This is a genomic window from Devosia sp. YR412 (assembly GCF_900110945.1).
Taxonomy (GTDB): Bacteria; Pseudomonadota; Alphaproteobacteria; order Rhizobiales; family Devosiaceae; genus Devosia.
The window spans coordinates 846,615-872,680 of sequence record NZ_FOFL01000002.1 but is presented as its reverse complement, the minus strand read 5'-3'; the positions used below and the strand labels follow the sequence as shown (position 1 = coordinate 872,680).

The window sequence follows — 26,066 nt, the reverse complement described above, 5'->3', positions numbered from 1 at the left end:
GCAGGGGTTTGAAATTGAGGCGAAACGATAGGCCTACTGGATGCCCTTGAGTTCCTTGAACAGGGCACCCTGGATTTGTTCGTTGCCGGCGATGACCTGGCCGTTCCAGACCGAGCCCGTGGTGCCGGCAAAGTCGGAGACTACGCCGCCGGCTTCCTTGACCATCAGCAGGCCCGGCGCAACGTCCCAGGGGGAGAGGCCGGCTTCCCAGATACCATCGTAGCGGCCGCCGGCCAGCCAGGCCATGTCCATCGAGATCGAGCCGGAGCGGCGGATGCCGGCGACGGCGGGGTTGATATGGGCGAGTTGGCGCAGCTGCAGGCTGTCGTTGCTGGTGCCCTGGGTCTTGATGCCGGTGCAGATCACGGCATCGGCCAGGCTGCGGCGGCCGGCAACGCGCAGGCGCTTGCGGTCGTTGAGCCAGGTGCCACCGCCCTTTTCGGCGGTGTAGAGCTCATCGAGCACCGGATTGTAGATCACCGAGGCGACGATTTCATTGGCGCGCTCGAGGGCGATCGCCACGGCAAACAGCGGGATCGAGTGCAGGAAATTGGTGGTGCCGTCGAGCGGGTCGATGATCCAGCGGTGCTGGCCGTCGGTGCCGGCGACTTCGCCGCCCTCTTCCATCAGGAAGGCATAGGTCGGACGGGCCTTCTGCAATTCGCCGAAGACGATCTGCTCGGCGCGGATATCGGCCTTGGAGACGAAATCGGCCGGACCCTTGCGGGAGACCTGCAGGTTTTCGACTTCGGAAAAGTCCTTGGTCAGCGACTTGCCAGCCTTGATGGCGGCATTGACCATGACATTGAGGATTGCAGAACGTGCCATGGATCAGTCCGCCCGGCGCATATAGGTGGCTTCGGTGGTGTCGACGACGATGCGTTCGCCGACGGCGATGAAGGGCGGCACGAGGACGCGCAGGCCATTGGAGAGGATGGCCGGCTTGAACTGGCTGGAGACGCTCTGGCCCTTCTGCACCGGATCGGCCTCGGTGACTTCGAGGATCACGTTGGCCGGGAACTTGATGCCGAGCGGGGTGTCTTCGTGCATTTCTAGCGTGATCTTCATGCCGTCCTGCAGGAAGGCGGCGCGCTCGCCAACGAAGTCCTTGCTGAGCTCGACCTGCTCGTAGGTGTCCTGGTCCATGAACACCAGGTTTTCGCCCTGCTCGTAGAGATAGGTGAAATCGCGGAACTCGAGATCGACGGTTTCCACCGTCTCGGCCGAGCGGAAGCGCTCGTTGAGCTTGGTGCCGGTCAGGATGGCCTTGAGCTCGACCTGGGCATAGGCGCCGCCCTTGCCGGGCTTGACGTGATCGACCTTGACCGCGACCCACAGGCGGTCCTGGTGGTTGACGACATTGCCGGGGCGGATTTCGTTGCCGTTGATCTTGGCCATGAGTGCTCTTTGCGCGAATTATCTTCTCAGGCCACGCGCGCCGGATGCGGCTGGCCGAAGGTTGATGGGGCTTGATGGGCGTGGCGGGCTTATTGCCCCAGAACGCCCTTGGGTTCAAGGGTTTTGCGGCCGACGGGTTGCCGGGATGGGTGCCTGGGCGGGATCGGTGGGCGCTGGAAGCACGGTCTCATCTGGCGCGGGCGTTGTGGTGGAGGGGATTTCCAGCACGGTTTCGATCTGTGGCGGGGTCGAGGGCCAGAAGCGGGCGCGCTCCTCGGCGCTGGCCAGATCGGCCGGCGGAATCGAGACCAGCAGGCGATCGAGCGAAGGATCGGAAAGGCCCTGGCGACGCGACAGGGCACGCCACATGGCGGCTTCTTGCAGATTGATGGCGATGCCTTCGCCAGCGGCAAGCAGCTTGGCATAGCGGTTCTGGGCGACGGCATTGCCGGATTCGGCGGCAATGCCATACCAGCGCGCCGCTTCGGCGACGTTCTTTTCGACGCCCTGACCGAGATAGAGCACGGTGGCGTAATCGACCTGGGCGGCGATGAGGTTCTGCTCGGCGGCCAGCAGCAGGTAGCGGGCGCCTTCGGCGGCGTCGGGCGCCATGCCGGCGCCTTCGATCAGCATGGAGCCATAGTCATATTGCGCCTCGGGCAGTTCAGCGTCGGCGGCTTCCTTCATCAGCGCGGCGGCGGTGACGAGACTGGGCGAGGCATAAGTGCCTTCGACATGCAGCAGGGCCATATTGTATTTGGCCGGGATATAGCCGGCTTCAGCCGACTTGCGGAACAGGTCGGCGGCGCGGGCGCGGTTGCGCGGCACGCCGATGCCGTCCTGATAGAGCAGGGCCAGTTCGAACAGCGCCAGGCGGTCGCCATGGTCGGCGGCCAGTTGATACCAGCCGGCGGCGCGCTGGTCGTTCTGCGCCACGCCGAGGCCCTTGGAATAGAGCTCGGCAATCATGGTCTGGGCGGCGGCATCGCCCTGTTCGGCGCGGGGCAGGGCCAGTTCGAGCGCGGTGAGGAAATAGCCGCGCTGGAAGGCGCCGAAGGCATAGTCGGTGGGGACGCGCGGGCCGAAGATCTGGTCGGAGATTTGGTCGGCGGCGCTTTCTGTGGGCTCGGGTGTTTCAGGCGCGGCATCCTGGGCGAAGGCGGAGAGCGGCGTCAGGGCGATGAGGGCGGAGAGCAGGAAGCGCCGCATCATGCGGTTTCCTCCAGCGCAGCCGCGATGGCGCGCATGGCGGCGGCAGGCGATTGGGCAGACCAGAGGCTGGTGGAGAGCGCGAAAAATTCGGAACCGCGGGTATCGCTGCCGGGCGCGGCATCGGGCAGGCTCAGCACGCCGGGGACTTCGAAGGTTTCCGACCACCATTGGGCGAGATCGGGCTCATCGAAGAATACATAGTCGACATCCATTTCACCGGCCGTCATGGCATCGTGGCGGGAGTGGATATTGCCGGCGCCGACGATCATTGCGGGTTTCAATGCTGTGACGGCATCTGCCAGCTCGTTCGGGCCGCCGGTGATGTGGACGCCATCGGCACCGAGCTTTTTGACCAGTGCCAGATCGTCCTCGAGCAGCACGGCGCAACCGGCGCCCTGGCCGATATTGACCAGCTTGGCCGCCAGCCTGGCGTAGGTTGCCGCATCCAGCTCGCCGCGCGTGACCAGCAGGGCCGAAAATTCGGCTTCGCTCAGCACGGCCATCAGGCTGGCGGGAAAGCTTTCCGGGTCGGCATTGGCGGGGGTGATCAGATAAAGCTGGGGGGCCATGGCGTCCGGATACTCGATGCAGGATGCCCCTTCTGTCTGCCCATTTTGGCGACAAAGAGGAAAGTCCCTTCCAATAGGCGAAAAGCCCGGATCGGCGCAAAGAAAATGCGCGCCTCCATGGGAGACGCGCATCGGTTACGTTGGGACGCCGGAGGGATCAGGCGGCGCGGTCGACTTCGCCGGTCCAGGTGCCGAGCGCTGCCAGCGAGTTCATGTGAGCGCGGTGGCTGAAGGCGGCCTGGGCCTGGGGGAAGTTCTCGCGACGGCCGGCCCAGGTGCGCAGGGCAACATTCTGCAGCGCGCGGCCATAGGAGAAGGTCAGCGGCCAAGGCTTGCCGCCGATCTGGTTCATGGCGGAGAGGTGAGCGGTGGCCTCTTCATCGGTCTGGCCGCCCGAGAGGAAGGCGATGCCGGGAACGGCGGCCGGGACATGTTCGCGCAGCACGGCGACGGTGCGCTTGGCGACGTCTTCGTAGGTCGGACGTTCGCGCGAGTTTACGCCCGGCAGCACCATGTTGGGCTTGAGCAACATGCCGGAGAGATCGACGCCAGCCAGGCGTAATTCCTTGAAGACGTTCTCCAGCACTTCACCGGTCACGCTGGCGCTGCGCTCGAGCGAATGATTGCCGGGATCGCCATCGCCGACCACTTCGGGCTCGACGATCGGCACGATGCCGGCTTCCTGGCAGAGGATGGCATAGCGGGCCAGGGCATGGGCGTTGGCGCGGATATTGTTGCGGGTCGGGGCCACGTCATTGATGGTGATGACGGCGCGCCACTTGGCGAAACCGGCGCCGAGCGCGGCATAGCGTTCGAGGCGCTGGCGCAGGCCATCGAGGCCTTCGGTGATCTTCTCGCCATTGTCGCCCGGCATGGGGAAGGCGCCGCGATCGACCTTGATGCCGGGAATGACATCGGCATCGGCCAGAATGGCGCGGAACGAAGCGCCGTCGGCGGCCGACTGTTCGAGGGTTTCCTCGGTCAGGATGACGCCGGAGATATAATTGGTCATCGCATTGGTCGAGCGGAACAGCATCTCGCGATAGTCGCGGCGCAGGTCGAGCGAATTGGGCAGGTTGATCTTGGCGAAACGCTTGGCAATGGTGCCTTCGGATTCATCAGCAGCCAGAATGCCCTTGCCGGGCTCCATCAGCTTCTGGGCAATGGCATTGAGCGACTTCGTCATCGGCTAACCTCGCAAAGGAATTTCGCGCGAGATTAGACTTTCGTTAGCGGGGCGGCGATTGGACTTGAGGATATTAGACGAAAGACGGATCAAGCCGCTTCCAGGCCCGCGATATCCAGCTTCTTCATGCCCAGCATAGCCTCATTGACACGCTTTGCGCGGGCCTTGTCGGGGTCAGCGAGCAGTTCGAGCAGGCGGCGGGGGACGATCTGCCAGGAGACGCCGTATCTGTCCTTGAGCCAGCCGCATTGCTCGGCTTTCGGGTCGGTGGAGAGGGCCGTCCACAGGCGGTCGATTTCGGCTTGGTCGTCGCAGAGCACCTGGATGGAGGCGGCTTCGGTGGGTGGGAAGCCGGGGCCGCCGTTGATGATGCCATAGGTGCGGCCGGCGGGTTCGAGCTCGACCGTGACCACGTCGCCGGCCTTGCCGCCAGGATAGTCGGACATGGCGGGCGCGGTTTCGATGATGCGGCTATCGGGAATGGTGGCAGCGTAGAATTGCGCCTGTTCTTCGGCCTGGAAATTGCTCCAGAGCCAGGTCGAGACCTTGTCCATGGTGGTTCCTCCGGCGTGAGCCGGAGAAACGCGCGTGGTCAGTAGGCAGTTGCCTTATGCTTATTTCTTCAGGGCCTCGACGCCGGGCAGGGGCTTGCCTTCCATCCATTCGAGGAATGCGCCGCCGGCGGTGGAGACATAGGTGAAGGCGTCCTTGACGCCGGCATGGGCGAGGGCGGAAACCGTGTCGCCGCCGCCGGCCACCGAGACCAGCTTGCCGTCATGGGTGCGCTTGGCGACATGCTTTGCGATGGCGACGGTGCCGGCATCGAAGGGGTTCATTTCGAAGGCGCCCATCGGGCCGTTCCACACCACTGTATGCGCATCGTCGATCGCAGCATTGATGCGTTCAATCGAGGAGGGGCCGATGTCGAGGATCATGCCGTCATTGTCGATGGCATCGACGCCATAGAGGCGGGTGGGGGTGTCGGCCTTGAAGTGCCAGGCGACGACGGCGTCGATCGGCAGGATGATGGCGCAGCCGGATTTTTCGGCCTTTTCCATGATGCGGAGAGCGGTTTCGGCGAGGTCCTTCTCGGCCAGCGACTTGCCGACGGCATAGCCCTGCGCGTGGATAAAAGTATTGGCCATGCCGCCGCCGATCACCAGGCCATCGACCTTGGTGACGAGGTTTTCGAGGAGGTCGATCTTGGACGACACTTTGGCGCCGCCGACGATGGCGACGACGGGCTTCCTGGGCTTGCCGAGGCCGGCTTCAAGGGCTTCGAGCTCGGCCTGCATGGCCAGACCTGCGGCGGCCGGCAGCAGCTTGGCCAGGGCTTCGGTGGAGGCATGGGCGCGGTGGGCGGCGGAGAAGGCATCGTTGACATAGACGTCGCCGAGGCTGGCCATGCGCTGGGCCAGCTCGAGGTCATTGGCTTCTTCGCCGGGATGGAAGCGGGTGTTTTCGAGGATCAGCACCGAGCCGGCCGGGGCGGAATCGATGGCCTTCTGGGCGGCGGAAACATCGACCCAATCGGTGGCGACGAAGCCGACCGGATGGCCGGTTTCATTGGCGACCGCCTCGCAGACCTGTTCGAGCGAAAACTCGGGATCGACCTTGCCCTTGGGGCGACCGAAATGGCTCAACAGGATCGCCTTGCCGTCATGCTTGACGATTTCGCGAATGGTCGGGACCAGGCGCTCGATGCGGGTGGCGTCGGAAACCTTGCCGTCGATGACCGGCACGTTGAGATCGGCCCGCAGCAGCACGCGCTTGTTCTTGAGGTCGAGCTCGTCGAGGGTCTTGAAGGTCGCGGACATGCTGGTCTCCGGGGGCAAAATAGATGTCCGTGGCGTAGCAGAGCGACGCGAAAGGGGGAAGCGCGGCGGGAAAGATTTTGCAGTCAGGCCGGCAGCAAAGAGCGCAGGGCATAGCCGGCAAAGAACAGCGGCAGGCCGAGCAGCGTCAGGCAGAGCAGGCGCGCCAGATCGTCCACCAGCACATGGCGGGCAAAGCCATCGCTGGGCCATGCGGCGAGGCCGACGCGACGGCGGATGACGCGGTCACGCATCAGCACATAGAGCGCGGTGAGGGCGGGGGGCAGGACGAGCACCGCCGGTTGACCGGCAAAGCCGATCAGCACCGAGGCGAGGGGCAGGCCGGCAAAGATACGGCGCATGATGTGGAACATGGCTGGCTTCCGACGACATGAACACGTTGGAGGCTAAGCTGATTTGATGACTCGTCCATGACGCCTAGTTTACGCGGGTGAACAGGCCAGGATAGTCGACCACCAGATTGTCGGCATCGACCTCCAGCACGCGCTCGAAATCGGCGGACTGGAAGCGGACATGGGTGGCGTCGAGCCTGGTGTAGATCTGCTCGCTGCGCTTGACGGTCATCGCGTCCGCATCGATCCAGGCCATGGCAAAGCGCTGTGGCTCGTTCAAGGTCCATTGGCAGCGCCAGAGTGGCAGCGAATTGGTCAGGGGCGTCGGCCAGATGTCGATATCCATGCAGCCGCGCAGCTCGGATAGCGGTTCGGCGCGGTCATCCGACCACAAGCCGGCGCCATCGGAGAACAGCTCCAGCACGGCGCCATCAGTGCGTTCCAGTTTGACCGTGCGGACACGCTCGCTGTCGTCGAGCTTGATACGGTACCAGAGGCCATAATCCGGCGTGATGATGGTGCCGCGAATGCGAGTGTCACGCTCGGTGGAAATGATGTGGCAATGTTCGAGCGTGACCGGGTCGAGGCCACGCCAGCGGATGGAACGATCAAGGCTCATGAGGACGGCACTCGCGACGCTATGTGCCCAGTATGAGGTTTGTCTTGTCATTGGCAAGACAAAGGGCGCCCCATTGCTGGAGCGCCCTGAAAATAGTGCGATGGTAGAAGTTTAGAGCGTCTTGCCCAGCGCCACGGCGGTGTCGGCCATGCGGTTGGAGAAGCCCCATTCGTTGTCGTACCAGGAGAGGACCGACACGAAGTTGCCGTCCATTACCTTGGTCTGGTCGAGTGCCATGGTCGAGGAATGCGGGTCGTGGTTGAAGTCGATCGAGACGTTGGGCTGGGTGGTATAGCCCAGCACGCCCTTGAGCTCGCCATCGGCATACTTGCGAACGACAGCATTGATCTCGTCGGCGGTCACATTGCGCTTGGAGATGAACTTGAAGTCGACGCAGGAGACGTTGGGGGTCGGGACGCGGATCGAGATACCGTCCAGCTTGCCCTTGAGCTCGGGCAGCACCAGGCCGATGGCCTTGGCAGCGCCGGTCGAGGTCGGGATCTGGCTGAGCGCTGCAGCGCGGCCGCGATAGAGATCCTTGTGCATGGTGTCGAGCGTCGGCTGGTCACCGGTGTAGGAATGGATGGTGGTCATCATTCCCTTTTCGATGCCGAATTCCTTGTGCAGCACATAGGCCAGCGGGGCCAGGCAGTTGGTGGTGCACGACGCGTTCGAGACCACGATGTGGTCCTTGGTCAGCTGGGCATGGTTGATGCCATAGACGACCGTCAGGTCGGCGCCATCGCCGGGAGCCGAAATGAGAACCTTCTTGGCACCAGCCTTGAGATGGGCCGAGGCCTTTTCCTTGGAGGTGAAGATGCCGGTGCATTCGAGCGCGATATCGACGCCCATGGCGGCATGCGGCAGCTCGGCCGGATCGCGCACGGCGGTCACCTTGATCGGGCCACGGCCGACGTCGATGGTGTCGCCATCGACGGTCACGGTGCCGTTGAAGCGGCCGTGCACGCTGTCGAAGCGGAACAGGTGCGCATTGGTCTCGACCGGGCCGAGATCGTTGATGGCCACGACTTCGATATCGGTGCGGCCGGATTCGATGATGGCGCGCAGGACGTTGCGGCCGATGCGGCCAAAGCCGTTGATGGCGACGCGGATTGCCATGTTAGACGCTCCTAGGGAGGGAGTTAGGAAGGGGAGGGCAGCGCCCTCTTACAACTGTGCGGTGACGGCTTCAACAACGGCTTTGGCCGTAATACCAAAGTGCTCGTAGAGCGCGTCGATCGGGCCGGAGGCGCCGAAGGAGTTCATGCCGACAAAGCGGCCCTTGTCGCCCAGCAGCTTGTTCCAGCTCATCTCGATGCCGGCTTCGATGGCGACGCGCACCTTGGCATTGCCGTAGACTTCAGCCTTGTAGGCGTCAGACTGCTTGGCCAGCAGTTCCATCGAGGGAACCGAGACGACCTTGGCGGCAATTCCCTGTTCGGTGAGGCTCTTCAGCGCTTCGACGGCGATGGCGACTTCCGAGCCGGTGGCGAAGATCACCACATCGGCAGTCTTGTCGCCAGCAATGACATAGCCACCCTTGGCCGAGAGGTTTTCAGCCTGATATTCGGTGCGCAGGGCGGGAAGGTTCTGGCGCGACAGGGCCAGGATCGACGGCGCGGAGGTGGATTCGATCGCCAGCTGCCAGCATTCCAGCGCTTCGACGGCATCGGCCGGGCGGAACACCAGAAGGTTCGGAATGGCGCGGAGGGCGGTCAGGTGCTCCACCGGCTGGTGGGTCGGGCCGTCTTCGCCGAGGCCGATCGAGTCATGGGTCATGACATAAATGGCGCGCAGTTCCATCAGCGCGGCAAGACGAATGGACGGGCGTGCATAGTCGGTGAAGACCATGAAGGTGCCGCCGTAGGGGATCAGGCCGCCATGCAGCGCAATGCCGTTCATGGCCGCGGCCATTTCATGCTCGCGAATGCCGTACATCATGTAGCGGCCATTGTAGTTGTCGGCCTGGAACGGCACCATTTCCTTGGTGTTGGTCAGGTTCGAATGGGTCAGGTCGGCCGAGCCGCCCTGGGTTTCGGGCAGCACGGCATTGATGATGTCGAGCGCCATCTGGCTGGACTTGCGGGTCGCGACCTTGGGCTTGTCTTCGACGAGCTTCTGCTTGAAGGCCTGGATTGCCGGCTCGAAGGCGGCGGGAAGCTCGCCCTTCATGCGGCGGGTAAATTCAGCCTTGTCGGCATGGGCGTCGAGGCGGGCCTGCCATTCGCCGCGGATATTCTGCGAGCGGGTGCCGGCAGCGCGCCAGGTGGCGAGGGTGTCGGCGGGGATTTCAAACGCCGGATAGGTGATGCCGAGCGCGGCCTTGGCGCCCGCCAGTTCCTCGGCGCCGAGCGGAGCGCCATGCACCTTTTCGGTGCCAGCCTTCTTGGGAGCGCCGAAACCGATGGTGGTCTTGGCGGCAATCAGCGTTGGCTTATCCGACTTCTTGGCGTCGTTGAGCGCCTTCTCGATGGCGTCCTGGTCGTGGCCGTCGATCTCGATGGTGTTCCACTGCACCGCCTTGAAGCGGGCAATCTGGTCGGTCGAGTCGGAATTGGAGACAGCGCCGTCGATGGTGATGGAATTGTTGTCCCAGATCACCACCAGCTTGTTGAGCTTGAGGTGACCGGCCAGCGCGATGGCTTCCTGGGAAATGCCTTCCATCAGGCAACCGTCACCGGCCAGCACCCAGGTGTAGTGATCGACGATGTCGGAGCCGAATTCGGCGGCCAGCTTGGCTTCGGCGACGGCAAAGCCGACGGAATTGGCCAGACCCTGGCCGAGCGGGCCCGTGGTGGTCTCGATGCCCTGGGCGAAGTGATACTCGGGGTGGCCGGCCGACTTGGAGCCGAGCTGGCGGAAATTCTTGACCTGGTCGATGGTCATGTCTTCGTAGCCGAGCAGGTAGAGGCTGGAATAGAGCAGCATCGAGCCGTGGCCGGCCGACAGGATGAAGCGGTCGCGGTCAGCCCATTTGCTGTCGGCGGGATCGAACTTCATCACCTTGGTGAACAGTACCGTTGCGATATCGGCGCAACCCATGGGCAGGCCCGGGTGGCCGGAATTGGCTTTTTCGACCGCATCCATCGACAGGGAGCGGATCGCATTGGCCAAGTCGTTCTGCTGGGCAGTGTTCGTCATCGGGTTCGCGCTTTCATCAGGGCTTGAAATCTGGGGAGAAGAGGCAGCGAAAGCCTCCTCCCAAAGGCGGGTTCGAGGCATAACAGGTTCGCCTAACGTGTCAATGACGGTGCCCCGCTTCGCGGTTGGACAGGCCATGCGGCTCCGGTTGCATTGTGGCGGGTGCTGGGGCACCCTGCAACGGGCGGAATCGCCGGGGATAGAGGACCGTAGCAGCAATGAGTGAGACGGAACTTGAGGACGGGCTGAACGCTGCACATGCGCGATTTGACCGCGCCCTGATGCGGCTCGACCAGAGCGTCAAAAATCTCGGCACGCGCCTCCGGCAGCACAATCGCATCGAGGTCGATACCCAGCGCCTGGTGCATGAGCGCGCTCGCCTCGCCACCGAACTCGACAAGACCGCCGCACGCGCCAAGCGGCTCGACGACAGCGCGCATGATGTGTCGCGGCGCCTGGTCGAGGCGATGGAAACCGTGCGCGAAGTTCTGGCCAAGGCGGAGTAGCGCGATGCCTGAAGTCAATGTCGAGATCAATGGCCGCAAATATCGCATGGCCTGCGAAGAGGGCCAGCAGCAGCATCTGATCGGCCTGGCCGAACGCTTCGACCGCCAGGTCGAAGGCCTCAAGGGCGCCGTCGGCGAAATCGGCGACAACCGGTTGACGGTGATGGCCGGCATTGCCGTGGTCGACGAACTGGCGGAAGCGGAACGCCGCATCGCCGCATTGGAACGCGAAGTGCTGGTGCTGACGCGGGCCGGGCAGGAAATCTCGGCAGAGATCGAGGCGCTGGAAGAGAAGTTTGCGGCACGGCTGTTCGATGCGGCCAAGATGCTGGAAGGCGTGGCCGGCGTGCTGGACGAAGCGGCGCCGGTGCCGCAGGGCTGACCGCCTAAAGCGGATCGTCATTCTCTGGCAGAGTTTTGCGCCAGACCATCACCCCACCCGACCCCTCCGGGGCCACCCTCCCCATTCAGGGGAGGGAAATGAGAGTTCAGCGGCCTCGATGCCGCTTATCCCTCTCCCTTGTGGGGAGGGTGGCCGCCGCAGGCGGTCGGGTGGGGGTAGGTTTGGGCACGATAACCTACTTCGGTGTGACCACCGGCGTCCCACTCACCGGGTCCGGATAGACTTCGCACTCCAGTCCATAGACTTCGCGCAGCAGCTCCGGTGTCACCACATCGGCCGGCTTGCCTTCGGCGACCAACCGGCCGGCATGCATTACCACCAGCCGGTCGCCATAGCGGGCGGCCTGGGCGATGTCGTGCAGCACGACCACGCTGGTGCGGCCGGCGTCGTGCAATTGGCGCACCAAGTCGAGGGTTTCCACCTGGTGGCGGATGTCGAGGAAGGTGGTCGGCTCGTCGAGCATGACATAGGGCGTGTCCTGCGCCAGGGCCATGGCGATGAAGGCGCGCTGGCGCTGGCCGCCGGACAGTTCGGCGACAGGCTTGAAGCGCAGCTCTTCGAGGCCGGTGGTGGCGATGGCGTGGTCGACCAGCTCGATATCTTTCGCCGAGCGCAGGCCGAGCAGCGATTGGTGCGGGGCGCGGCCATAGCCGACCAGCTGTTCCACCGTGATGGCGGTGGGGACCACAGGGCTTTGCGGCAGGTAGGCGATGGTGCGGGCGACGCGCTTGGGGTCATTGCGCAGCACGTCGAGGTCATCGACATGGATGGAGCCGCTGCGGGGTTTGAGGATGCGGCCGATGGTCTTCAGCAGGGTGGACTTGCCGCAACCATTGGGGCCGATCAGCACGGTGACTTCGCCGGTGCGGATCTCGAGGTCGATGTTTTCGACAATGGCGCGGTCGCGGCCATAGCCGGCGGTGACCCCGGCAAGGATAATGCTCATGGCTCCTGCTCCGAGGCGGTCGTCAGCATGATGTAGATGAAAAACGGTGCGCCGATCAAAGCGGCGAGGATGCCGGCGGAAATCTCGATCGGCGGGGCAATGGCGCGACCAATGCCATCGGCAAGCACCACCAGCAGCATGCCCACCAGCATGGAGACCGGCAACATTAGCCGATGCGAGCCACCGACCAGGCGGCGGGCAATATGCGGCGCCATCAGGCCGATGAAGCCCATGACGCCGACCACTGCCACCGCGACGCTGGCCAGCATGGTGGCGACAAACAGCATGATCAGCCGCTGGCGCGGCACGTTGAGGCCAAGGCCGGTGGCGGTGGCTTCGCCGAGCGCGATGAGATCGAGGCGGTAGGAGAGGATGAGGGCAACGCCGCTCAGCGCGATCATGGGGATCCAGCTGATGCCGACATGGCTCCAGGTGCGGCCCCAGAGCGAACCGGTGAGCCAGATCATCGGGGCGGAGCTTTCGCTATCATTGGAGGTGATGAGCAGGTAGTCGACGCCAGATTCGAAGACAAAGCCGACAGCCACGCCGATCAGCGCCAGATGCACGGCCGAAAGGCTGCGATAATGGGCCACCAGCATGACAAAGCCGGCGGCGCATAGCCCACCCAGGCAGGCGGCCAGCGGCATCCAGACCTGGGGAATGGCGGGGAAGAGCAACACCATGCCCAGCGCGAAAAGCGCCGCGCCGGAGTTGATGCCGATGACATTTGGCGAGGCGAGCGGATTGCGGATCACCGCCTGGATGATGGCGCCGGATAGCGCGAGGGCTCCGCCGGCCAGGAGCGCGAGCACCATGCGGGGCAGGCGCGATTTCATGATGATATAGGTCTGCTGTTCGCCATCGAGGTTGAACAGCGTGTTGACGATGACATCGACCGGGATGGCCACGGCGCCGACACTGAGGCCCCAAAGGGACACGCAGATGACGAGCGCAAGCAGCGCCACGATCAGGATGACGGCGCGGTTGGTGGCGCGGGTGCGGGGTGAAGCGAGACCGGTCATGCCATGTTCTTTGCGCGTAGCGTGGCATAGAGGAAATAGGGCGCGCCGATCAGCGCACAGATGATCCCAAGTGGCGTTTCATAGGGGAAACGAACGAGTTTCGAGACCACGTCGGCGGTCAGCACCAAGCCTGCGCCCCCGAGTGCTACGGCAGGTACCAGCACGCGGTGATTGGGGCCGAACCACAGGCGGCAGAGATGCGGCATGACGAGGCCAACGAACATTACCGGGCCGGCCGCCGCGACGCTGGCGCCTGTGAGCACGGCTGCCAGCATAGCGCCGATGAAGCGGGCGCGGCGTGGATCGACGCCGAGGCCCTGCGATGCGCCATCGCCGAGGGCCAGAATATTGAAGCTATGCGCCATGAAGATGCTGACCAGAAAGCCGCCGGCGGCCCAGAACACCAAAGGTAGTGCCTGATCGAAGCGGGCGGAGGAAATGTCGGCGGAGGTCCAGCTCAGGACGAGGCGGGAGAGGTTGTCTTCGAGCGTGAAGGTGAATCGGACGAAGGCGAAGCTGAAGGCGCCGACGGTTACGCCGGCCAGGATCAGCCGCATGGAATCGAGCCGCCCGCCGAGGCCGCCGGCGATGGAAAAGGTGACCACGCCAGCGAGCACGGCGCCGATAATGGCCATGACGTCGAGATTGACCCCGATGAGGCCAGGTATGACGAGGCCAAGCGCAACGCCCAGCGCTGCGCCCTGGTTGATGCCCAGCACCGACTCCGAGGCCAGCGGATTGCGCGTCACGGCCTGCAATGCGAGACCGGCGAGGGCGAGGTTGATGCCGACCAGCCCGGCGACCAGCATGCGGGGCAGGCGGAGATCGACCACGGCTGACCGGGCGAGGCTGCCGTCATTGACGAACAGCAATTGCAGCACATTAGTGATGCCAACGTCGCTGCGCTGACCAATGGTCAACGACAGCAGTGCTGCAAAGAGCACCGCTGCCGCAAGGAGCGTAAAGCGAAAGGCTAGAGGCAAGATTACTGCTTCAGCTGCTTGACGATGTCGACCAGGTTGGCGGCGCTGACTTCCGAAGCCAGCACGCCGCGCAGACGCGACCATTCATGGGCGATGACGTCGTAGACATGCTGGTTCTTAACCGCTTCGATATTGTCATAGAGCGGCTGGCCAACCCAGCTGTCGGTCAGGCCGGGATCGGTATATTTGCCGCGCAGGATGATCTGCGGGTTGATCTCGGAGAGCTGTTCCAGCGAGGTGTTGACGATTGCCTCTTCATAGGTGTGGCCATCGGGGCTGGGCATGTTGCTCTTGAAGCCGAACCACGCCAGCAGCGAGCCATTGTAGCTCACCGGCGAATGCAGGAAGATGCCTTCGCCATTGTCGATGATGAACTGGGCCGACCAGTCCGACACGTCACCCACTTCGGCCTTGTAGGCCTCCATCTTGGTGGTGTGTTCGGCAAGGCGGGCTTCCATTTCGGCATCCTTGCCGACGGCATGGGCGATGGTCTTGGCGGCTTCGAGGGCAACCTCATAGGTGCCGGTGAGGCTGTCGAAGGAAATGGTCGGGGCGATTTCGCTCAGCGCTTCGTAGACCGCTTCATGGCGGCTGGTATCCGCAATGATCAGGTCCGGCTGCAGCGAGGCGATGATTTCGAGGCTGGGCGACTTGCGGGTGCCGACCGAGGTCCAGTCGTCGCCGATGATGGCGGTATAGGCCGGGATGATGCTGTCGCGCTTGTCGTCATCGGCAATGCCGACCGGCGAGACGCCGACGGCGGCCAGGGTGTCGACGAAACTGTATTCCAGTACGACGATACGCTGCGGTGCGTCGGGCACATCTGTGGTGCCGAGATCATGGGTGATTTCGACGGCCTGCGCGGGCAGCATGGCGACAAGCACCATCGCGCCGGCAAGACCAGCGACAAGCGATTTGATGGACATGGAATTCCTCAGGCAAATGGGGCCGAAAACCCTCTTTCCGGCGTCCATAGTGCTACCGCTGGCAAAGATGACTTGTCAAATCATATTAGATCAGGCCGCGACAGGCGTTTAGTCCCGGCTGATGCTGTCCATGAAGGCCTGTTCCACGTCCATCTGCTCGAGCATCTCGCGCAGCACTTCATCGTCGAGCTCGCGGGAATCGCGTGCCGCGATGAGCTTTTTGCGGCGCGCTTCGAGCAGGATCTGGCCCAATGCCATCGCCTCGTTCCGGTCGACCAGTTTGGTGGCCGGCGTTTCGGCCGCGTCGATCTTGCCGACGCGCTTGGCCATGACGTCGACCAGCTTGCGCGATTGCGGCGAGTCATGGCTGGCGCGATAGGCGGCCAGGGCTTCCACATTGGCCTGGTCGGCGATCTTGACGGCGCGCTCGTGCTGCTTGGCCAGATGCAGGGCATCCTGCGGATTGGTCAGGTCGAGGCGGGCAATCAGCCAGGGTAGCGTCAGGCCTTGGATCAGCAGCGTGGCGATGGTGACGAGGAAGGCCAGCGCGAGGATGGCCTCGCGGCCCTGGAAGTCCTCGCCGGTGGCGGTGATCAGCGGTACGCCGGAGGCGGCGGCCAGTGTCACCACGCCGCGCATGCCGGTCCAGGAGAGGACGACATTTTCCTTCCAGCTCAGGGGCGGTGGCGAGGGCGGCCGCTCGCGGCGGCCGGGACGGCGTATACGAAGCGGCTTGCGGGCCGCCGATCTGCGGCGTTGGTGGGCAATGGCCGCCGTACCAAACACCCAGACAAAGCGAATGGCGACGATGGCGAGGAAAATCGCCAGGGCGCCAAAAGCCAGCTGCAGCATGTCATAGCCGGCGTCGACCGCATCGGTGATGACGAAGCGCAACTGAAGGCCGATATAGGCGAAGACGAAAGTCTCGAGCAGAGTGTCGACGGTGCGCCAGAACTGGCGCTCCTGGATGCGCTCTTCGTAGCCGGACTCGGCCGAGTGATGCCCCAGCGTAAAGCCAGCCATGACCACGGCCAGGACGCCGGAGGCATGCAGTTCCTCGGCCACGAGGTAGGCGGCAAAAGGTACGATGACCGAAACCACGGTGGAGAGCGACGGATTGCCCAGCTTGCGGCGGGCCAGCGCGGCGAGATTGCCGATCAGCAGGCCCAACAGTAGACCGACGACGGCGGAATAGACGAAGTAGAGGGCCGTATTGTCGATGAAGGCGTGCCGGCCGGCCGCCGAGGCCACGGCGACGGTGAAGAGCGTCAGCGCAGCGGCGTCATTGATCAGGCTTTCGCCCTTGAGCACGGTCATCAGCGCCACCGGCAGGCCGGCCTTGCGGCCGATGGTAATGGCGGTGACGGCATCGGGTGGCGCTAGTACGGCGCCGAGCACGATGGCGGCGGCCGGGCCGATTTCGGGCACGACAGTGCCGGCGACAATGCCGACTACAGCCGTGGTACCGAAGACCATGAAGACGCCGAGATTGACAATGGAGCCCATGCGCTGGGCAAAGCTCGAAAAGGAAAAGTCGCTGGCCGCCGAGAACAGCATCGGCGGCAGCACCACGCCGAGGATCACCTCTGGCTCCAGTTCCAGCCGTGGCATGCCAGGAATGAAGGAGGCGACGAGGCCGACGATTGCGATCAGCAGGGCCGGTTGCACATTGCGCCGCTCGGCCAGCGCCGTGATGGCAATGGCGACGATCATGACGATGAGGATCTGGGCGAACATGCTGGGGCTCCACGGCGCGCGCGATTGTGGCGTCAGTCCCGGGCCACGGCAAGCGGCTGCGCTTGGCAAAGTTTGCCAAGAGGCGTAAATTGGCCGGGAAGGAGATCAGCCATGGCCACGATGAATATTTCCCTGCCGGACCAGATGAAGCAATGGGTGGAAGAGCAGGTTGCCACCGGGCGGTATGGCAATAGCAGCGACTATGTGCGCGACCTGGTCCGGCGCGACCAGGAACGGGCCGAGGCGCGGCAGAAGCTGCAGGACATGGTGGATGAGGCGCTGGCGAGCGGACGGGTGGAGATTACTCGCGATGAACTGCTGGAGCGCGTTATGTCTCGCGCGAGGGCGGCTGTCGAAGCGCGAAAATCGGCCTAGTCAATGGCTTGGATCGTCGTTGAAAACTCCGCCATTGACCTGCAGAACATTGCAGAAGACGGGTTGCTCAATTTTGGCGATCACCACGCCCGGAAATATACGGTAAAGCTGCTGGATATGTTCGATCAACTGGCCGCCATGCCATATATGGCGTCGCTTCGGCAGGCCGCGCAGAGCGAGGTTCGGCTTATGCCCTGCGGTTTTCACAACATCATTTACATCAAAGAGAACGAGGATGTGGTCATCCTCCGCGTATTACACGGCCTGCAGGATTGGTTCGAACTGCTCTAACTCCACACTTTGCAGCCGCCCACAAAGCGCCTATATATCCCGTGCTGCCCGGCGCGTGAGGATAACAATATCCCCGGGGCCTTAATCGATCTCTAGGGAGCTGTCCCTGACCAGACCCGTGGGTTTGGACATACGGCGCCCACCTACGTAAGTAGGTTCCCGGGATCGCATATCCCACGGCCAGGGTGGCCCTAATTTCAGGCAGGCAGCGGCGCGCATGGTTGACGAGATGATCGAGGAAGCCAAGGCGGCGCTGCGCCTCCGCGCCCGTGCCGCTCGTGCCGCCCTCGATTTCGGCGAGCGTGCCGAAGCCGCCGCAGCTGTCGCCCGGCACTTTTTCCATGGCATCGCTCTGCAACAATCCGACGTCGTGGCCGCCTATTGGCGCATCCGCGACGAGGTGGATTGCCAGCCCATTCTCGTCAAGTTGATGGATGACAATCAGACCGTTGTGCTGCCCGTGGTGCTCGGTGCCGATGAGCCGCTCGACCTGCGGGTCTGGGAGCAGGGTGCCTCGCTTTATGAATCCGGTTTCGGCACGCTGGCACCGTCTGAGCTGGCGCCCAAGGCCGAACCCGATGTGGTGCTGATGCCGCTGCTGGGTTTTGACAAGCTCGGCACCCGTCTCGGCTACGGTGGCGGCTATTACGACCGCACCCTGGCCAAACTCAAGAAAAGACCTAAATTGATCGGACTTGCCTATGCCGCCCAGGAATTGAAGCGGATTCCGCGCGAGGCGCATGACGTGCCGCTCGACGCCGTGATTACCGAGGCCGGTATCCGCCACTTCGGCCAGCCGGCATGAGGTTTTTGTTTCTGGGCGACGTCATGGGCCGCTCCGGCCGTGACGCGGTAACCGAGCGCCTGCCGGGCATTATCGAGCGCTACAAGTTTGATTTTGTCGTGGTCAATGGCGAGAATGCCAGCCATGGCAAGGGTCTGACCGAGGCGCATTTCAACGCCATCCGCAACGCCGGCGCCGATATCGTCACGCTTGGCGATCATGCCTTCGACCAGCGCGAGGCGCTGAGCTATATCGAGCGCGAGACCACTCTGATCCGCCCGATCAACATGCCGCCCGGTACGCCGGGGCGTGGCGCGATGTTCGTCGAGGGCCGCAATGGTCACCGCGTGCTGGTGATCAATGCGCAGGGCCGGGTGTTCATGCCGCCGATCGATGATCCGTTCCGCGCCGTCGAGACCGCGGTGGCAGCCTGCCCGCTGGGCGAGCAGGCCGATGCGATCATCGTCGATTTCCACACCGAAGCGACCTCCGAAATCCAGGCCATGGGCGTGTTTCTCGATGGCAAGGTAAGCCTGGTCGTCGGCACCCACACCCATATCCCGACCGCCGATCATCGCGTGCTGCGCGGTGGTACGGCGCTGATGGCCGATGCGGGCATGTGCGGCGATTTCGATTCGATCATCGGCACTGAAAGCGACGAGCCGCTTAATCGCTTTCTCACCGGCGTTCCCAATGGCCGCTTCACCCCGGCCGAGGGCGAGGCGACGCTCTGCGGCGTGGCGGTGCAGACCGATCCGCGCACCGGCTTGGCCGTCAAGGTGCTGCCGTTGCGCATCGGTGGATCGCTGGCCCAGGCCGAGCCGATCTTCGACTAGCGCTGTTCCGGCGGCGTCTCGCGCAACGTGACGCTGAAGGCGGCAACCTCGTCCAGCGTGAAGCGCAGGTGGCGGCGCTTGGTGCCGGCCGGGCTGATGGCGAGGCTGTCGCCCTGGCGATATTCACCCACCGGGCGGATTGGCCGCGGCACGAAACCGCCACCGCAATTGGGGCAGACATTGTGCAGGATATTGTCCACGCAATCGGCACAGAAGGTGCATTCATAGGAACAGATGCGGGCCTCGGTCGCGGCGGGCGGCAGGTCCTTGTCGCAGCATTCGCAATTGGGTCTGAGTTCGAGCACGGCAGTCTCCGATAATGCATCGGTTGTGGCATGACATGGTCTGCCTCACCAGTCCCGCTTCACAATTGCCGCGGGCTTGCCTATAACGCGCCACCAATCCAGCATTCTTGACATGAGGGGAGTGACCGATGGCCGGCCATTCACACGCCAAAAACATCATGCACCGCAAAGGCAAGTCCGACGCGGTGCGCTCCAAGGTATTTTCCAAGCTCGCGCGCGAAATCACCGTCGCTGCCAAATTGGGAATGCCTGACCCAGCGTTCAATTCGCGCCTGCGGCTTGCCGTGGCCAATGCGCGTGCCCTGTCGATGCCGCGCGATAACATCGAGCGCGCCATCAAGAAGGCCATGGGCAATGACGGCGAAAACTATGACGAAATCCGCTACGAGGGCTACGGCCCCGGCGGCGTTGCGCTGATTGTCGAGACGCTGACCGACAACCGCAATCGCACCGCGTCGAACGTCCGCTCCTACTTCTCCAAGAGCGGTGGCGCCATGGGCGAAACCAATTCGGTCGGCTTCATGTTCGACAAGGTTGGCGAGATCACCTATGCGGCAAAGGCCGGCAGCGGAGACAAGATGATGGAAGCGGCGATGGAAGCCGGTGCCGACGACGTCGAAAGCGACGAAGAAGGCCACTATTTCACCACCTCATTCGAGGCGATGGTCGATGTCGCCGCCGCGCTGGAAAAGCTGCTAGGCGAGGCCGAATCGGTCAAGGCCGTATGGAAGCCGCAGACCAATACGCCGATCGATGCCGAAAAGGGCGCTTCGCTGATGAAGCTGATCGCCACGCTCGAAGAAGACGATGACGTGCAGAACGTCTATTCGAACTTCGAGATGAGCGACGAAGACGCCGCCAAGCTCGAAGCCTGATTTCAGGCGACGACGATGTGATCAGGGCGGTGCTGCGGCGCCGCCCTTTTTCACGCGCTGCGCTTGAGGGCGATGACCGGATGGTCGTCGCGGTGCACGACCATCACGCGATTGCGGCCGGTCTCCTTGGCGCCATAGAGCCGCTGGTCGGCAATGCGGAACAGTTCGGAAAAGCTGGCCGCCCGGTCGAAGGCGACGCCGCCAATGCTGACGGCAAGCGGGCGCTGCTGGCCCTCGGGGGCGAAACCGGCCAGATTGACCGCACGGCGGATACGCTCGGCGATCGCCTCGGCTGACATCTGGTCGACATCGGGCAGGTAGACGCCGAACTCCTCGCCCCCCATGCGACCAACCAGATCGCCGGCCCGCAGCATGGTGCGGATCGAGCGGGCGATGATGGTCAGCGCCTCGTCGCCTGCATCATGGCCATAGACGTCGTTGATCGCCTTGAAATTGTCGGCGTCGATCATCAGCAGGGCGCCGCGTGAGCGTCGCGCCAATTGAGTCGTGACCTTGGCGGTGAAAGCGCCACGGTTGAGGCAGGCGGTGAGGCTATCGGTGCGGGCGACGAGGCCGAGCCGCAGATTGGTGATGGTGAGGCCGCGCACGCGCAGGCCGGTATAGAGGAAGAAGGGCACGCCGAGCAGGATCGGCAGCACGGTGGCGCTGACCAGCGAGCGCTGCAAGGCCGGCTCGCCCAGATCGCGGAAATACACCGTGTTAAAGGCGAGCGACACCAGCACGCAGGCGAGAGTGCCGAAGACGGTCCAGCGCGCAATGCTGGCCCAGCTTTGCAGGGCGGTCAAAGTCTTGGACGGCATCATCGGGTGATGCTCGCGCAAGCCATGCCGTGCCGGTTTTGCCCGGCCGAATCCTTGCGTCGCTCAGTCATTTACCGCTCCTGCATTCCCGCCGGAGACGCTAGGGGTAACCACTTAAAGATGGTGTTGCGCGCTGGGTGACAAATTTATGCATCCTCGTTTATCCATCGGGCTTGTTGCCTATTTGTTCACTTGGCGCTTGGTAGGCTGCATCCGCTTGAATAAGGATGGGCGCATGAGCCTTGTAACGCGAATCATTGGCATCGATCCGGGCCTGCGCCGCTGCGGTTGGGGCATTATCGAAACCCAGGGCAATCGGCTGACCTTTATCGGCGCTGGCACCCTCACGCCGCCGACCGATGGATCGCTGGCCGAGCGTCTGGCTATCTTGTTCACAGGGCTTGGAGAAGTGCTCGATCGTTTTGCCCCGCATGAGGCTGCCGTGGAAGAAACCTTCGTCAATGCCGGCATGCGTTCGGCGCTGATCCTGGGCCAGGCTCGCGGCGTGGCGCTGCTGACGCCGGCGGCGCGCGGCCTGCCGGTCGCGGAATATGCCGCCAATCTGGTCAAGAAGTCGGTGGTCGGTTCTGGCCACGCCGAAAAAGGGCAGGTGGCGCTAATGGTAAAGACGCTGATGCCGCTGGCCGAATTCAAGGGCGCCGATGCGGCCGATGCCTTGGCCATCGCCATCTGCCACGCGCATCACCGCGTCGCCAACCAGAGATTGAAAGCACTCGCATGATCGGCAAGCTCAAGGGGCTGGTGGACAGCTTTGGTGATGACTACGTGCTGATCGACTGCGGCGGCGTCTGCTACGAGGCCTTTGCCTCGTCGCGCACATTGCAGGCCCTGCCACGCGTTGGCGAGGCGGCCGTGGTGTTCATCGAAACCATCGTGCGCGAAGACATGATCCGCCTCTATGGTTTTTCCAGCGAGGGTGAAAAGGCTTGGTTTAATCTGTTGATGACCGTGCAGGGCGTCGGCGCCCGCGTGGCGCTGGCCATTCTTTCGGTGCTGTCGCCGGCCGAACTCTCCAGTGCCATCGCGCTGCAGGACAAGGCAATGATCGGCCGTGCCAATGGCGTTGGGCCGAAACTGGCCGTGCGTCTGGTGACCGAACTCAAGGGCAAGGTCCCGGCCGGGCCGGGGATCGACGCGGGTACGCTCGGCCTTCAGGCGGCGCTGGGTGAGGGTGTCGCACCCTCGGCCATCACCGATGCCGTCTCGGCACTCACCAATCTCGGCTATTCCAGCGCGCAGGCTTCGGCGGCGCTGTCGCGGATCGTGGCGCGCGAGGGTGACAGCGTGCCAACCGAGAAGCTGATCCGGCTGGGCTTGCGGGAGCTGAGCCAGTAAGGCTCCTTGCAATTGCCTCAATTCCTTACTATTCTAGAAGGTAAGGAATTGAGGTGTGGTAATGTCTATTTCAATCAGGAAGAGATTGCTTGGGACCATGACCAGTAAAGGTCAGACCACTGTGCCCAAGGAAGTGCGGGACGTTCTCGGCCTGAGTGAAGGCGCGCAGGTTGAGTGGATCATCGAAGACGGCAAGGCCATTGTGAAACCGCGGACCTTGCGGGCGGTTGATCTGGCCGGAATTCTGGCGCCGTCTCCCGTTGGTCCTGTCAGCATAGAAGAGATCAACGCCGGCATAGCAGAGGCAGCGGCACGGAGTGTGATGCGGTCGCTCAAAAGATGATCGGCGTTGATACCAACGTTCTGCTCCGACTGTTCATACAAGACGATCCGAATCAAAACGCCCTTGTCACAGAATTCTTCGCCAATCGTTCGACAGGTGACCCTGCGCATATTTCGCTGGTGGTGATTGTCGAACTGGTTTGGGCTCTGGGCCAGGCTTACAAGTATGGTCGAGATCGCATTAGCCTTGTGCTTGAACGTATGCTGGATACAGCGGATATCGTTGTCGAGGCGCATGACGTGGTGAGGGAGGCGCTGCCGCATTACGCCAATAGCAAGGTCGATCTGGCCGATCTGTTGATCGCGGAAATCAACCGAAGAAGCGGCTGCACTACCACCGTCACGTTTGACAAAGACGCCGCTAAACGCATACCCGGAATGGAATTGCTCGCGTGACCGACCTGACTTCTCCTGCCGCCGGACGCGATGAGCCGCTGGATGTGGCGCTGCGCCCGTCCGGCTTTTCCGAATTTGTCGGCCAGGCCGCGGCGCGAGCCAATCTGGAGGTCTTCATCCAGGCAGCCAAGCAGCGTGGGGCCGCGCTGGACCATGTGCTGTTCGTCGGCCCGCCGGGCCTGGGCAAGACCACGCTGGCGCAGATCATCTCCAAGGAGCTGGGTGTCGGATTTCGCGCCACCTCCGGCCCGGTGATCGCCAAGGCGGGTGATCTCGCGGCGCTGCTGACCAATCTCGAAGATCGCGACGTGCTGTTCATCGACGAGATCCACCGGCTCAATCCGGCGATCGAGGAAGTGCTCTATCCGGCGATGGAGGATTTCCAACTCGACCTGATCATCGGCGAAGGTCCTGCCGCGCGCTCGGTGCGGATCGATCTGGCGCGGTTTACGCTGGTCGGGGCGACGACGCGGGCGGGCCTGCTGACGACGCCTCTGCGCGACCGCTTCGGCATTCCTGTGCGGCTCAATTTCTATACGCCTGAAGAACTGGTGCTCATCGTGCAGCGCGGTGCACGATTGCTCGGCATGCCGATGGCGCCCGATGGGGCGATGGAAATTGCCCGGCGCTCGCGGGGCACGCCGCGTATTGCCGGGCGGCTTTTGCGCCGGGTGACCGATTTTGCGCTTGTCGATGGTTCGGGCGAAATCACCCGGGCGATTGCCGACAAGGCGCTGCTGCGGCTCGATGTCGATGCGCGCGGGCTCGACCAGCTCGACCGGCGCTATCTGACGACGATTGCCGATTTCTACAATGGCGGGCCGGTGGGCATCGAAACCATTGCCGCGGCGCTGTCCGAGCCGCGCGATGCGATCGAGGAAATCGTCGAGCCCTATCTGATCCAGCAGGGCTTCATCCAGCGCACGCCGCGCGGCCGCATGCTGACCGGCGGGGCGTTCCAGCATCTCGGCCGGATCGTGCCGCAGGGCTTTGTCGGCCTGCAAGCCAGCCTGTTCGAGGAGCCGGAAAGTGACTGAACGGGTGATGCTAAGCTTTCCGGTCGGCGGCACGCGGTTCAATTATCGCGTGGCCGGCGCCGCCATTCGCGATGGCCATGTGCTGGTCTGCCGAGAGGATGGCGACGACTATTGCATGCTGCCGGGCGGGCGCGTCGAAATGGGCGAGGCCAGCGATGTGTCGCTTGTGCGCGAGATCGCCGAGGAAATGGTGATGGTGGCCGAGATCGACACGCTGCTGTTCACCTCGGAAAGCTTTTATGGCCGCGAAGGCGAGCGCTTCCACGAGCTGGGTTTCATTTATGCGATCGAGCTGCCCGACGATGTGCGCCCCGGTGGTCCGCAGCCTTTTCTCGTGCGCGAGGATGAGGGCCATCTGCTGCAGTTCTCCTGGCTGAATCTTGAGGGCGATGCGCTGAGCGCGGCGCGGCTGCTGCCGGCGTGGTTGCCCGAAAAGCTGCGCCAGCTGTCGGGCGTGCCGGAGCATGTGATCTTCCGCGAAGACACGCCGTGACGCTGGTTTCGACATATGCGCCAAGCCTGCCAGCCTGGCCGCAGGATTTCGCGCTGCGCGTAGCGGTGCTCAGCGATTTCCACGCCTGCAGTCCGTTCATGGATGGGGCGAAAATCCGCAGCATTTGCGAAGAGGCGAAGGCGCTGGCGCCGGATATCATTCTGCTGCTCGGCGACTACGTCGGCGGTCCGCGCTTTAGCCGCGAGCTGAGTGCAAGTGAACTGACCAGCGCCTTCGCAACGCTGTCGGCGCCGTTGGGTGTGCATGCGGTGTTCGGCAACCATGACTATGATCATTACACGCGCGAGCAGGTACTCGCCGGGCAGGTCGTGGCCGTGGCGGCTTTGCGGGAGGCGGGTGTCGAGACCTATGTCAATCGCAGCCAGCGCATCAGCCATGGCGAACACGCCTTCTGGCTGGCCGGACTTGGCGACCAGCGCGCCTTCCATCGGGAAGGCATGTCCTATGATCGCGATGATCTCGGCATCGAGGATCTCGCCGGCACCTTGGCGCAGGTGAGCACCGACGAACCCATCCTGCTGATGGCGCATGAGCCGGATATTTTTCCGCAGGTTCCGGCGCGGGTGGCGCTGACGCTGTCGGGCCATACCCATGGCGGGCAGGTCAAACTGTTCGGCAGAACGCCGGTGGTGCCGTCCAAATTTGGCAGCCGCTATGTGCATGGCCATATCGTCGAGGACGAACGCCACCTGTTGGTGACCTCCGGGCTCGGCTATTCCGGCTGGCCGATCCGCTTCGGTACCACGCCCGAGATCGTGCTGCTCGAACTGGGAGGCCGGGCATGACCCAGCATCAATTTCCCGTCCGCATCTATTACGAAGACACCGATTTTTCCGGCAATGTCTATCATGCGGCCTATCTCAAGTTCTTCGAGCGTGGCCGCACGGAATTTCTGCGCGACGAGGGTATCCATCATTCTGAACTCGCCGGACAGGGCATTGCCTTTGCCGTGCGCTCGATGGAGATCAGTTTCGACGGCGCGGCGCATATCGATGACTTGCTAACGGTCACCACTGAGGTTGCCGCTATCACCGGCGCACGGCTAACGCTGAATCAGGTCATCCTGCGGGGCGAGGTGGTCCTGACCCGCGCCACGGTCATAGTCGTCGCCATCAAGACCAGCGGCGGCCCGGCGCGGATGCCGAAGGTGATCGTGGAGCGGTTCAAGGTCGGTTGAGCCTTACAGCCTTCGACAAAGCGTGATCGCGCCACACCTCCACCGACTCTCTTTGTTAACCACTCCTTGACCATAATTGCGGCAAAGCGAACACGTGTCCGTCAGTCCGTCCGCAAAGGGCCGGTCAACCGGGCATTTCTCT

33 protein-coding genes and 1 other RNA gene are annotated in these 26,066 nt (G+C 63.3%); 16 read left to right on the top strand and 18 right to left on the bottom strand.

What is annotated here, in order from left to right; genetic code table 11:
• Nucleotides 1–33: 33 nt before the first annotated feature.
• From BM045_RS10550 to tkt, 11 genes are all read right to left on the bottom strand, one after another.
• Entirely contained in the window at nucleotides 34–828 is a 795-nt protein-coding gene (locus BM045_RS10550; RefSeq protein ID WP_092182900.1) for an inositol monophosphatase family protein, read from the bottom strand.
• A gap of 3 nt (nucleotides 829–831) precedes the next feature.
• Nucleotides 832–1,398 carry an elongation factor P gene (gene efp / locus BM045_RS10545; RefSeq protein ID WP_092182898.1) on the bottom strand — a complete coding sequence of 189 codons (567 nt, stop codon included), beginning with the start codon at nucleotides 1,396–1,398 and terminating at the stop codon, nucleotides 832–834.
• Nucleotides 1,399–1,512: 114 nt separating this feature from the next.
• Entirely contained in the window at nucleotides 1,513–2,610 is a 1,098-nt protein-coding gene (locus BM045_RS10540) for a tetratricopeptide repeat protein (protein ID WP_170848464.1), read from the bottom strand.
• Nucleotides 2,607–3,179, bottom strand: a complete 573-nt coding sequence (locus BM045_RS10535; protein WP_170848463.1) for a thiamine phosphate synthase — start codon at nucleotides 3,177–3,179, stop codon at nucleotides 2,607–2,609. The genes BM045_RS10540 and BM045_RS10535 overlap by 4 nt, the downstream gene beginning before the upstream one ends.
• Nucleotides 3,180–3,336: 157 nt before the next feature.
• Nucleotides 3,337–4,365 carry a class I fructose-bisphosphate aldolase gene (locus BM045_RS10530; RefSeq protein WP_092182894.1) on the bottom strand — a complete coding sequence of 343 codons (1,029 nt, stop codon included), beginning with the start codon at nucleotides 4,363–4,365 and terminating at the stop codon, nucleotides 3,337–3,339.
• Between the two features lie 89 nt (nucleotides 4,366–4,454).
• Nucleotides 4,455–4,919, bottom strand: coding sequence for a VOC family protein (locus BM045_RS10525; RefSeq protein ID WP_092182892.1), 465 nt, complete (start codon nucleotides 4,917–4,919; stop codon nucleotides 4,455–4,457).
• A gap of 60 nt (nucleotides 4,920–4,979) precedes the next feature.
• A complete protein-coding gene (locus BM045_RS10520; RefSeq protein ID WP_092182890.1) occupies nucleotides 4,980–6,182 on the bottom strand; it encodes a phosphoglycerate kinase in 1,203 nt (400 codons plus the stop codon).
• Between the two features lie 83 nt (nucleotides 6,183–6,265).
• Nucleotides 6,266–6,553, bottom strand: coding sequence for a hypothetical protein (locus BM045_RS10515; RefSeq protein ID WP_092182889.1), 288 nt, complete (start codon nucleotides 6,551–6,553; stop codon nucleotides 6,266–6,268).
• A 64-nt stretch (nucleotides 6,554–6,617) separates the two neighbouring features.
• Nucleotides 6,618–7,151, bottom strand: a complete 534-nt coding sequence (locus BM045_RS10510) for a putative glycolipid-binding domain-containing protein (RefSeq protein WP_170848462.1) — start codon at nucleotides 7,149–7,151, stop codon at nucleotides 6,618–6,620.
• A gap of 111 nt (nucleotides 7,152–7,262) precedes the next feature.
• A complete protein-coding gene (gap, locus tag BM045_RS10505; RefSeq protein ID WP_092182885.1) occupies nucleotides 7,263–8,270 on the bottom strand; it encodes a type I glyceraldehyde-3-phosphate dehydrogenase in 1,008 nt (335 codons plus the stop codon).
• Between the two features lie 48 nt (nucleotides 8,271–8,318).
• The gene (tkt, locus tag BM045_RS10500) at nucleotides 8,319–10,292 is read right to left on the bottom strand and encodes a transketolase (protein ID WP_092182883.1); all 1,974 of its coding nucleotides are present in this window, start codon (nucleotides 10,290–10,292) and stop codon (nucleotides 8,319–8,321) included.
• 218 nt (nucleotides 10,293–10,510) lie between these two features.
• Between tkt and BM045_RS10495 the strand changes: the two genes are divergently transcribed.
• Together BM045_RS10495 and zapA are read left to right on the top strand one after the other, a co-directional pair.
• Nucleotides 10,511–10,798, top strand: a complete 288-nt coding sequence (locus BM045_RS10495; RefSeq protein ID WP_092182881.1) for a DUF4164 family protein — start codon at nucleotides 10,511–10,513, stop codon at nucleotides 10,796–10,798.
• Nucleotides 10,799–10,802: 4 nt separating this feature from the next.
• Nucleotides 10,803–11,180: a cell division protein ZapA gene (zapA, locus tag BM045_RS10490; RefSeq protein WP_092182879.1), complete on the top strand. Its 378-nt coding sequence runs from the start codon at nucleotides 10,803–10,805 to the stop codon at nucleotides 11,178–11,180.
• Nucleotides 11,181–11,376: 196 nt separating this feature from the next.
• Here zapA and BM045_RS10485 read toward each other — a convergent pair whose 3' ends face one another.
• The 5 genes from BM045_RS10485 to BM045_RS10465 all read right to left on the bottom strand — a co-directional run bounded on the left by BM045_RS10485 (nucleotide 11,377) and on the right by BM045_RS10465 (nucleotide 16,815).
• Entirely contained in the window at nucleotides 11,377–12,147 is a 771-nt protein-coding gene (locus BM045_RS10485) for an ABC transporter ATP-binding protein (protein ID WP_092182877.1), read from the bottom strand.
• The gene (locus tag BM045_RS10480) at nucleotides 12,144–13,169 is read right to left on the bottom strand and encodes a FecCD family ABC transporter permease (protein WP_092182875.1); all 1,026 of its coding nucleotides are present in this window, start codon (nucleotides 13,167–13,169) and stop codon (nucleotides 12,144–12,146) included. The genes BM045_RS10485 and BM045_RS10480 overlap by 4 nt, the downstream gene beginning before the upstream one ends.
• Nucleotides 13,166–14,152, bottom strand: a complete 987-nt coding sequence (locus BM045_RS10475) for a FecCD family ABC transporter permease (protein WP_210185001.1) — start codon at nucleotides 14,150–14,152, stop codon at nucleotides 13,166–13,168. The genes BM045_RS10480 and BM045_RS10475 overlap by 4 nt, the downstream gene beginning before the upstream one ends.
• Nucleotides 14,153–14,154: 2 nt before the next feature.
• Nucleotides 14,155–15,078 (bottom strand): ABC transporter substrate-binding protein, encoded by a 924-nt coding sequence (locus BM045_RS10470; protein WP_092182873.1) that lies wholly within the window; start codon nucleotides 15,076–15,078, stop codon nucleotides 14,155–14,157.
• Nucleotides 15,079–15,186: 108 nt separating this feature from the next.
• Nucleotides 15,187–16,815 (bottom strand): cation:proton antiporter, encoded by a 1,629-nt coding sequence (locus BM045_RS10465; protein ID WP_092182871.1) that lies wholly within the window; start codon nucleotides 16,813–16,815, stop codon nucleotides 15,187–15,189.
• A gap of 111 nt (nucleotides 16,816–16,926) precedes the next feature.
• Here BM045_RS10465 and BM045_RS10460 point away from each other — a divergent pair, with 111 nt between their 5' ends.
• From BM045_RS10460 to BM045_RS10440, 5 genes are all read left to right on the top strand, one after another.
• Nucleotides 16,927–17,190: a type II toxin-antitoxin system ParD family antitoxin gene (locus BM045_RS10460; RefSeq protein WP_092182869.1), complete on the top strand. Its 264-nt coding sequence runs from the start codon at nucleotides 16,927–16,929 to the stop codon at nucleotides 17,188–17,190.
• Nucleotides 17,191–17,193: 3 nt separating this feature from the next.
• Nucleotides 17,194–17,481, top strand: coding sequence for a type II toxin-antitoxin system RelE/ParE family toxin (locus BM045_RS10455; RefSeq protein ID WP_092182867.1), 288 nt, complete (start codon nucleotides 17,194–17,196; stop codon nucleotides 17,479–17,481).
• A gap of 38 nt (nucleotides 17,482–17,519) precedes the next feature.
• Nucleotides 17,520–17,677: non-coding RNA, 6S RNA (ssrS, locus tag BM045_RS10450), on the top strand.
• A 21-nt stretch (nucleotides 17,678–17,698) separates the two neighbouring features.
• Nucleotides 17,699–18,286, top strand: coding sequence for a 5-formyltetrahydrofolate cyclo-ligase (locus BM045_RS10445; protein WP_092182865.1), 588 nt, complete (start codon nucleotides 17,699–17,701; stop codon nucleotides 18,284–18,286).
• Entirely contained in the window at nucleotides 18,283–19,101 is an 819-nt protein-coding gene (locus BM045_RS10440; protein WP_092182863.1) for a TIGR00282 family metallophosphoesterase, read from the top strand. The genes BM045_RS10445 and BM045_RS10440 overlap by 4 nt, the downstream gene beginning before the upstream one ends.
• Here BM045_RS10440 and BM045_RS10435 read toward each other — a convergent pair.
• A complete protein-coding gene (locus BM045_RS10435; protein WP_092182861.1) occupies nucleotides 19,098–19,406 on the bottom strand; it encodes a DUF1272 domain-containing protein in 309 nt (102 codons plus the stop codon). The genes BM045_RS10440 and BM045_RS10435 overlap by 4 nt on opposite strands.
• Nucleotides 19,407–19,534: 128 nt before the next feature.
• On the opposite strand from BM045_RS10435, the gene BM045_RS10430 reads away from it, so the two are divergent.
• Nucleotides 19,535–20,281, top strand: coding sequence for a YebC/PmpR family DNA-binding transcriptional regulator (locus BM045_RS10430; RefSeq protein ID WP_092182859.1), 747 nt, complete (start codon nucleotides 19,535–19,537; stop codon nucleotides 20,279–20,281).
• A gap of 50 nt (nucleotides 20,282–20,331) precedes the next feature.
• On the opposite strand, the gene BM045_RS10425 is transcribed toward BM045_RS10430, so the two are convergent.
• Nucleotides 20,332–21,123: a GGDEF domain-containing protein gene (locus BM045_RS10425; protein WP_139198771.1), complete on the bottom strand. Its 792-nt coding sequence runs from the start codon at nucleotides 21,121–21,123 to the stop codon at nucleotides 20,332–20,334.
• A gap of 214 nt (nucleotides 21,124–21,337) precedes the next feature.
• On the opposite strand from BM045_RS10425, the gene ruvC reads away from it, so the two are divergent.
• The 8 genes from ruvC to ybgC all read left to right on the top strand — a co-directional run bounded on the left by ruvC (nucleotide 21,338) and on the right by ybgC (nucleotide 25,924).
• On the top strand, nucleotides 21,338–21,844 hold the full coding sequence (gene ruvC, locus BM045_RS10420; RefSeq protein WP_092183231.1) for a crossover junction endodeoxyribonuclease RuvC: 507 nt from the start codon (nucleotides 21,338–21,340) through the stop codon (nucleotides 21,842–21,844).
• Nucleotides 21,841–22,458 (top strand): Holliday junction branch migration protein RuvA, encoded by a 618-nt coding sequence (gene ruvA / locus BM045_RS10415; RefSeq protein WP_092182855.1) that lies wholly within the window; start codon nucleotides 21,841–21,843, stop codon nucleotides 22,456–22,458. Before ruvC ends, ruvA begins: the two co-directional genes overlap by 4 nt.
• A 61-nt stretch (nucleotides 22,459–22,519) precedes the next feature.
• On the top strand, nucleotides 22,520–22,801 hold the full coding sequence (locus BM045_RS10410) for an AbrB/MazE/SpoVT family DNA-binding domain-containing protein (RefSeq protein ID WP_092182853.1): 282 nt from the start codon (nucleotides 22,520–22,522) through the stop codon (nucleotides 22,799–22,801).
• Nucleotides 22,798–23,196: a PIN domain-containing protein gene (locus BM045_RS10405; RefSeq protein ID WP_092182851.1), complete on the top strand. Its 399-nt coding sequence runs from the start codon at nucleotides 22,798–22,800 to the stop codon at nucleotides 23,194–23,196. The genes BM045_RS10410 and BM045_RS10405 overlap by 4 nt, the downstream gene beginning before the upstream one ends.
• Nucleotides 23,193–24,233: a Holliday junction branch migration DNA helicase RuvB gene (gene ruvB, locus BM045_RS10400; protein WP_092182849.1), complete on the top strand. Its 1,041-nt coding sequence runs from the start codon at nucleotides 23,193–23,195 to the stop codon at nucleotides 24,231–24,233. Before BM045_RS10405 ends, ruvB begins: the two co-directional genes overlap by 4 nt.
• Nucleotides 24,226–24,726 carry an NUDIX hydrolase gene (locus BM045_RS10395; protein WP_139198770.1) on the top strand — a complete coding sequence of 167 codons (501 nt, stop codon included), beginning with the start codon at nucleotides 24,226–24,228 and terminating at the stop codon, nucleotides 24,724–24,726. The genes ruvB and BM045_RS10395 overlap by 8 nt, the downstream gene beginning before the upstream one ends.
• Nucleotides 24,723–25,532 carry a metallophosphoesterase gene (locus BM045_RS10390; RefSeq protein ID WP_092182845.1) on the top strand — a complete coding sequence of 270 codons (810 nt, stop codon included), beginning with the start codon at nucleotides 24,723–24,725 and terminating at the stop codon, nucleotides 25,530–25,532. Before BM045_RS10395 ends, BM045_RS10390 begins: the two co-directional genes overlap by 4 nt.
• Complete coding sequence (gene ybgC / locus BM045_RS10385; RefSeq protein WP_092182844.1) at nucleotides 25,529–25,924, top strand: tol-pal system-associated acyl-CoA thioesterase; 396 nt, start codon at nucleotides 25,529–25,531, stop codon at nucleotides 25,922–25,924. Before BM045_RS10390 ends, ybgC begins: the two co-directional genes overlap by 4 nt.
• Nucleotides 25,925–26,066 lie beyond the last annotated feature (142 nt).

Excerpts from the sequence above, each read along its gene's own strand:
- BM045_RS10515 (WP_092182889.1), bottom strand. The coding sequence starts at position 6,553 with ATGTTCCACATCATGCGCCGTATCTTTGCCGGCCTGCCCCTCGCCTCG.
- gap (WP_092182885.1), bottom strand. The coding sequence starts at position 8,270 with ATGGCAATCCGCGTCGCCATCAACGGCTTTGGCCGCATCGGCCGCAAC.
- BM045_RS10520 (WP_092182890.1), bottom strand. The coding sequence starts at position 6,182 with ATGTCCGCGACCTTCAAGACCCTCGACGAGCTCGACCTCAAGAACAAG.
- BM045_RS10485 (WP_092182877.1), bottom strand. The coding sequence starts at position 12,147 with ATGAGCATTATCCTTGCCGGGGTCACCGCCGGCTATGGCCGCGACCGC.
- ruvC (WP_092183231.1), top strand. The coding sequence starts at position 21,338 with ATGAGCCTTGTAACGCGAATCATTGGCATCGATCCGGGCCTGCGCCGC.
- BM045_RS10465 (WP_092182871.1), bottom strand. The coding sequence starts at position 16,815 with ATGTTCGCCCAGATCCTCATCGTCATGATCGTCGCCATTGCCATCACG.
- ybgC (WP_092182844.1), top strand. The coding sequence starts at position 25,529 with ATGACCCAGCATCAATTTCCCGTCCGCATCTATTACGAAGACACCGAT.
- BM045_RS10480 (WP_092182875.1), bottom strand. The coding sequence starts at position 13,169 with ATGACCGGTCTCGCTTCACCCCGCACCCGCGCCACCAACCGCGCCGTC.
- BM045_RS10410 (WP_092182853.1), top strand. The coding sequence starts at position 22,520 with ATGTCTATTTCAATCAGGAAGAGATTGCTTGGGACCATGACCAGTAAA.
- ruvA (WP_092182855.1), top strand. The coding sequence starts at position 21,841 with ATGATCGGCAAGCTCAAGGGGCTGGTGGACAGCTTTGGTGATGACTAC.
- BM045_RS10530 (WP_092182894.1), bottom strand. The coding sequence starts at position 4,365 with ATGACGAAGTCGCTCAATGCCATTGCCCAGAAGCTGATGGAGCCCGGC.
- BM045_RS10445 (WP_092182865.1), top strand. The coding sequence starts at position 17,699 with ATGGTTGACGAGATGATCGAGGAAGCCAAGGCGGCGCTGCGCCTCCGC.
- BM045_RS10525 (WP_092182892.1), bottom strand. The coding sequence starts at position 4,919 with ATGGACAAGGTCTCGACCTGGCTCTGGAGCAATTTCCAGGCCGAAGAA.
- efp (WP_092182898.1), bottom strand. The coding sequence starts at position 1,398 with ATGGCCAAGATCAACGGCAACGAAATCCGCCCCGGCAATGTCGTCAAC.
- BM045_RS10495 (WP_092182881.1), top strand. The coding sequence starts at position 10,511 with ATGAGTGAGACGGAACTTGAGGACGGGCTGAACGCTGCACATGCGCGA.
- BM045_RS10405 (WP_092182851.1), top strand. The coding sequence starts at position 22,798 with ATGATCGGCGTTGATACCAACGTTCTGCTCCGACTGTTCATACAAGAC.
- tkt (WP_092182883.1), bottom strand. The coding sequence starts at position 10,292 with ATGACGAACACTGCCCAGCAGAACGACTTGGCCAATGCGATCCGCTCC.
- BM045_RS10430 (WP_092182859.1), top strand. The coding sequence starts at position 19,535 with ATGGCCGGCCATTCACACGCCAAAAACATCATGCACCGCAAAGGCAAG.
- BM045_RS10540 (WP_170848464.1), bottom strand. The coding sequence starts at position 2,610 with ATGATGCGGCGCTTCCTGCTCTCCGCCCTCATCGCCCTGACGCCGCTC.
- BM045_RS10510 (WP_170848462.1), bottom strand. The coding sequence starts at position 7,151 with ATGAGCCTTGATCGTTCCATCCGCTGGCGTGGCCTCGACCCGGTCACG.
- zapA (WP_092182879.1), top strand. The coding sequence starts at position 10,803 with ATGCCTGAAGTCAATGTCGAGATCAATGGCCGCAAATATCGCATGGCC.
- BM045_RS10460 (WP_092182869.1), top strand. The coding sequence starts at position 16,927 with ATGGCCACGATGAATATTTCCCTGCCGGACCAGATGAAGCAATGGGTG.
- BM045_RS10470 (WP_092182873.1), bottom strand. The coding sequence starts at position 15,078 with ATGTCCATCAAATCGCTTGTCGCTGGTCTTGCCGGCGCGATGGTGCTT.
- BM045_RS10550 (WP_092182900.1), bottom strand. The coding sequence starts at position 828 with ATGGCACGTTCTGCAATCCTCAATGTCATGGTCAATGCCGCCATCAAG.
- BM045_RS10535 (WP_170848463.1), bottom strand. The coding sequence starts at position 3,179 with ATGGCCCCCCAGCTTTATCTGATCACCCCCGCCAATGCCGACCCGGAA.
- BM045_RS10455 (WP_092182867.1), top strand. The coding sequence starts at position 17,194 with ATGGCTTGGATCGTCGTTGAAAACTCCGCCATTGACCTGCAGAACATT.
- BM045_RS10440 (WP_092182863.1), top strand. The coding sequence starts at position 18,283 with ATGAGGTTTTTGTTTCTGGGCGACGTCATGGGCCGCTCCGGCCGTGAC.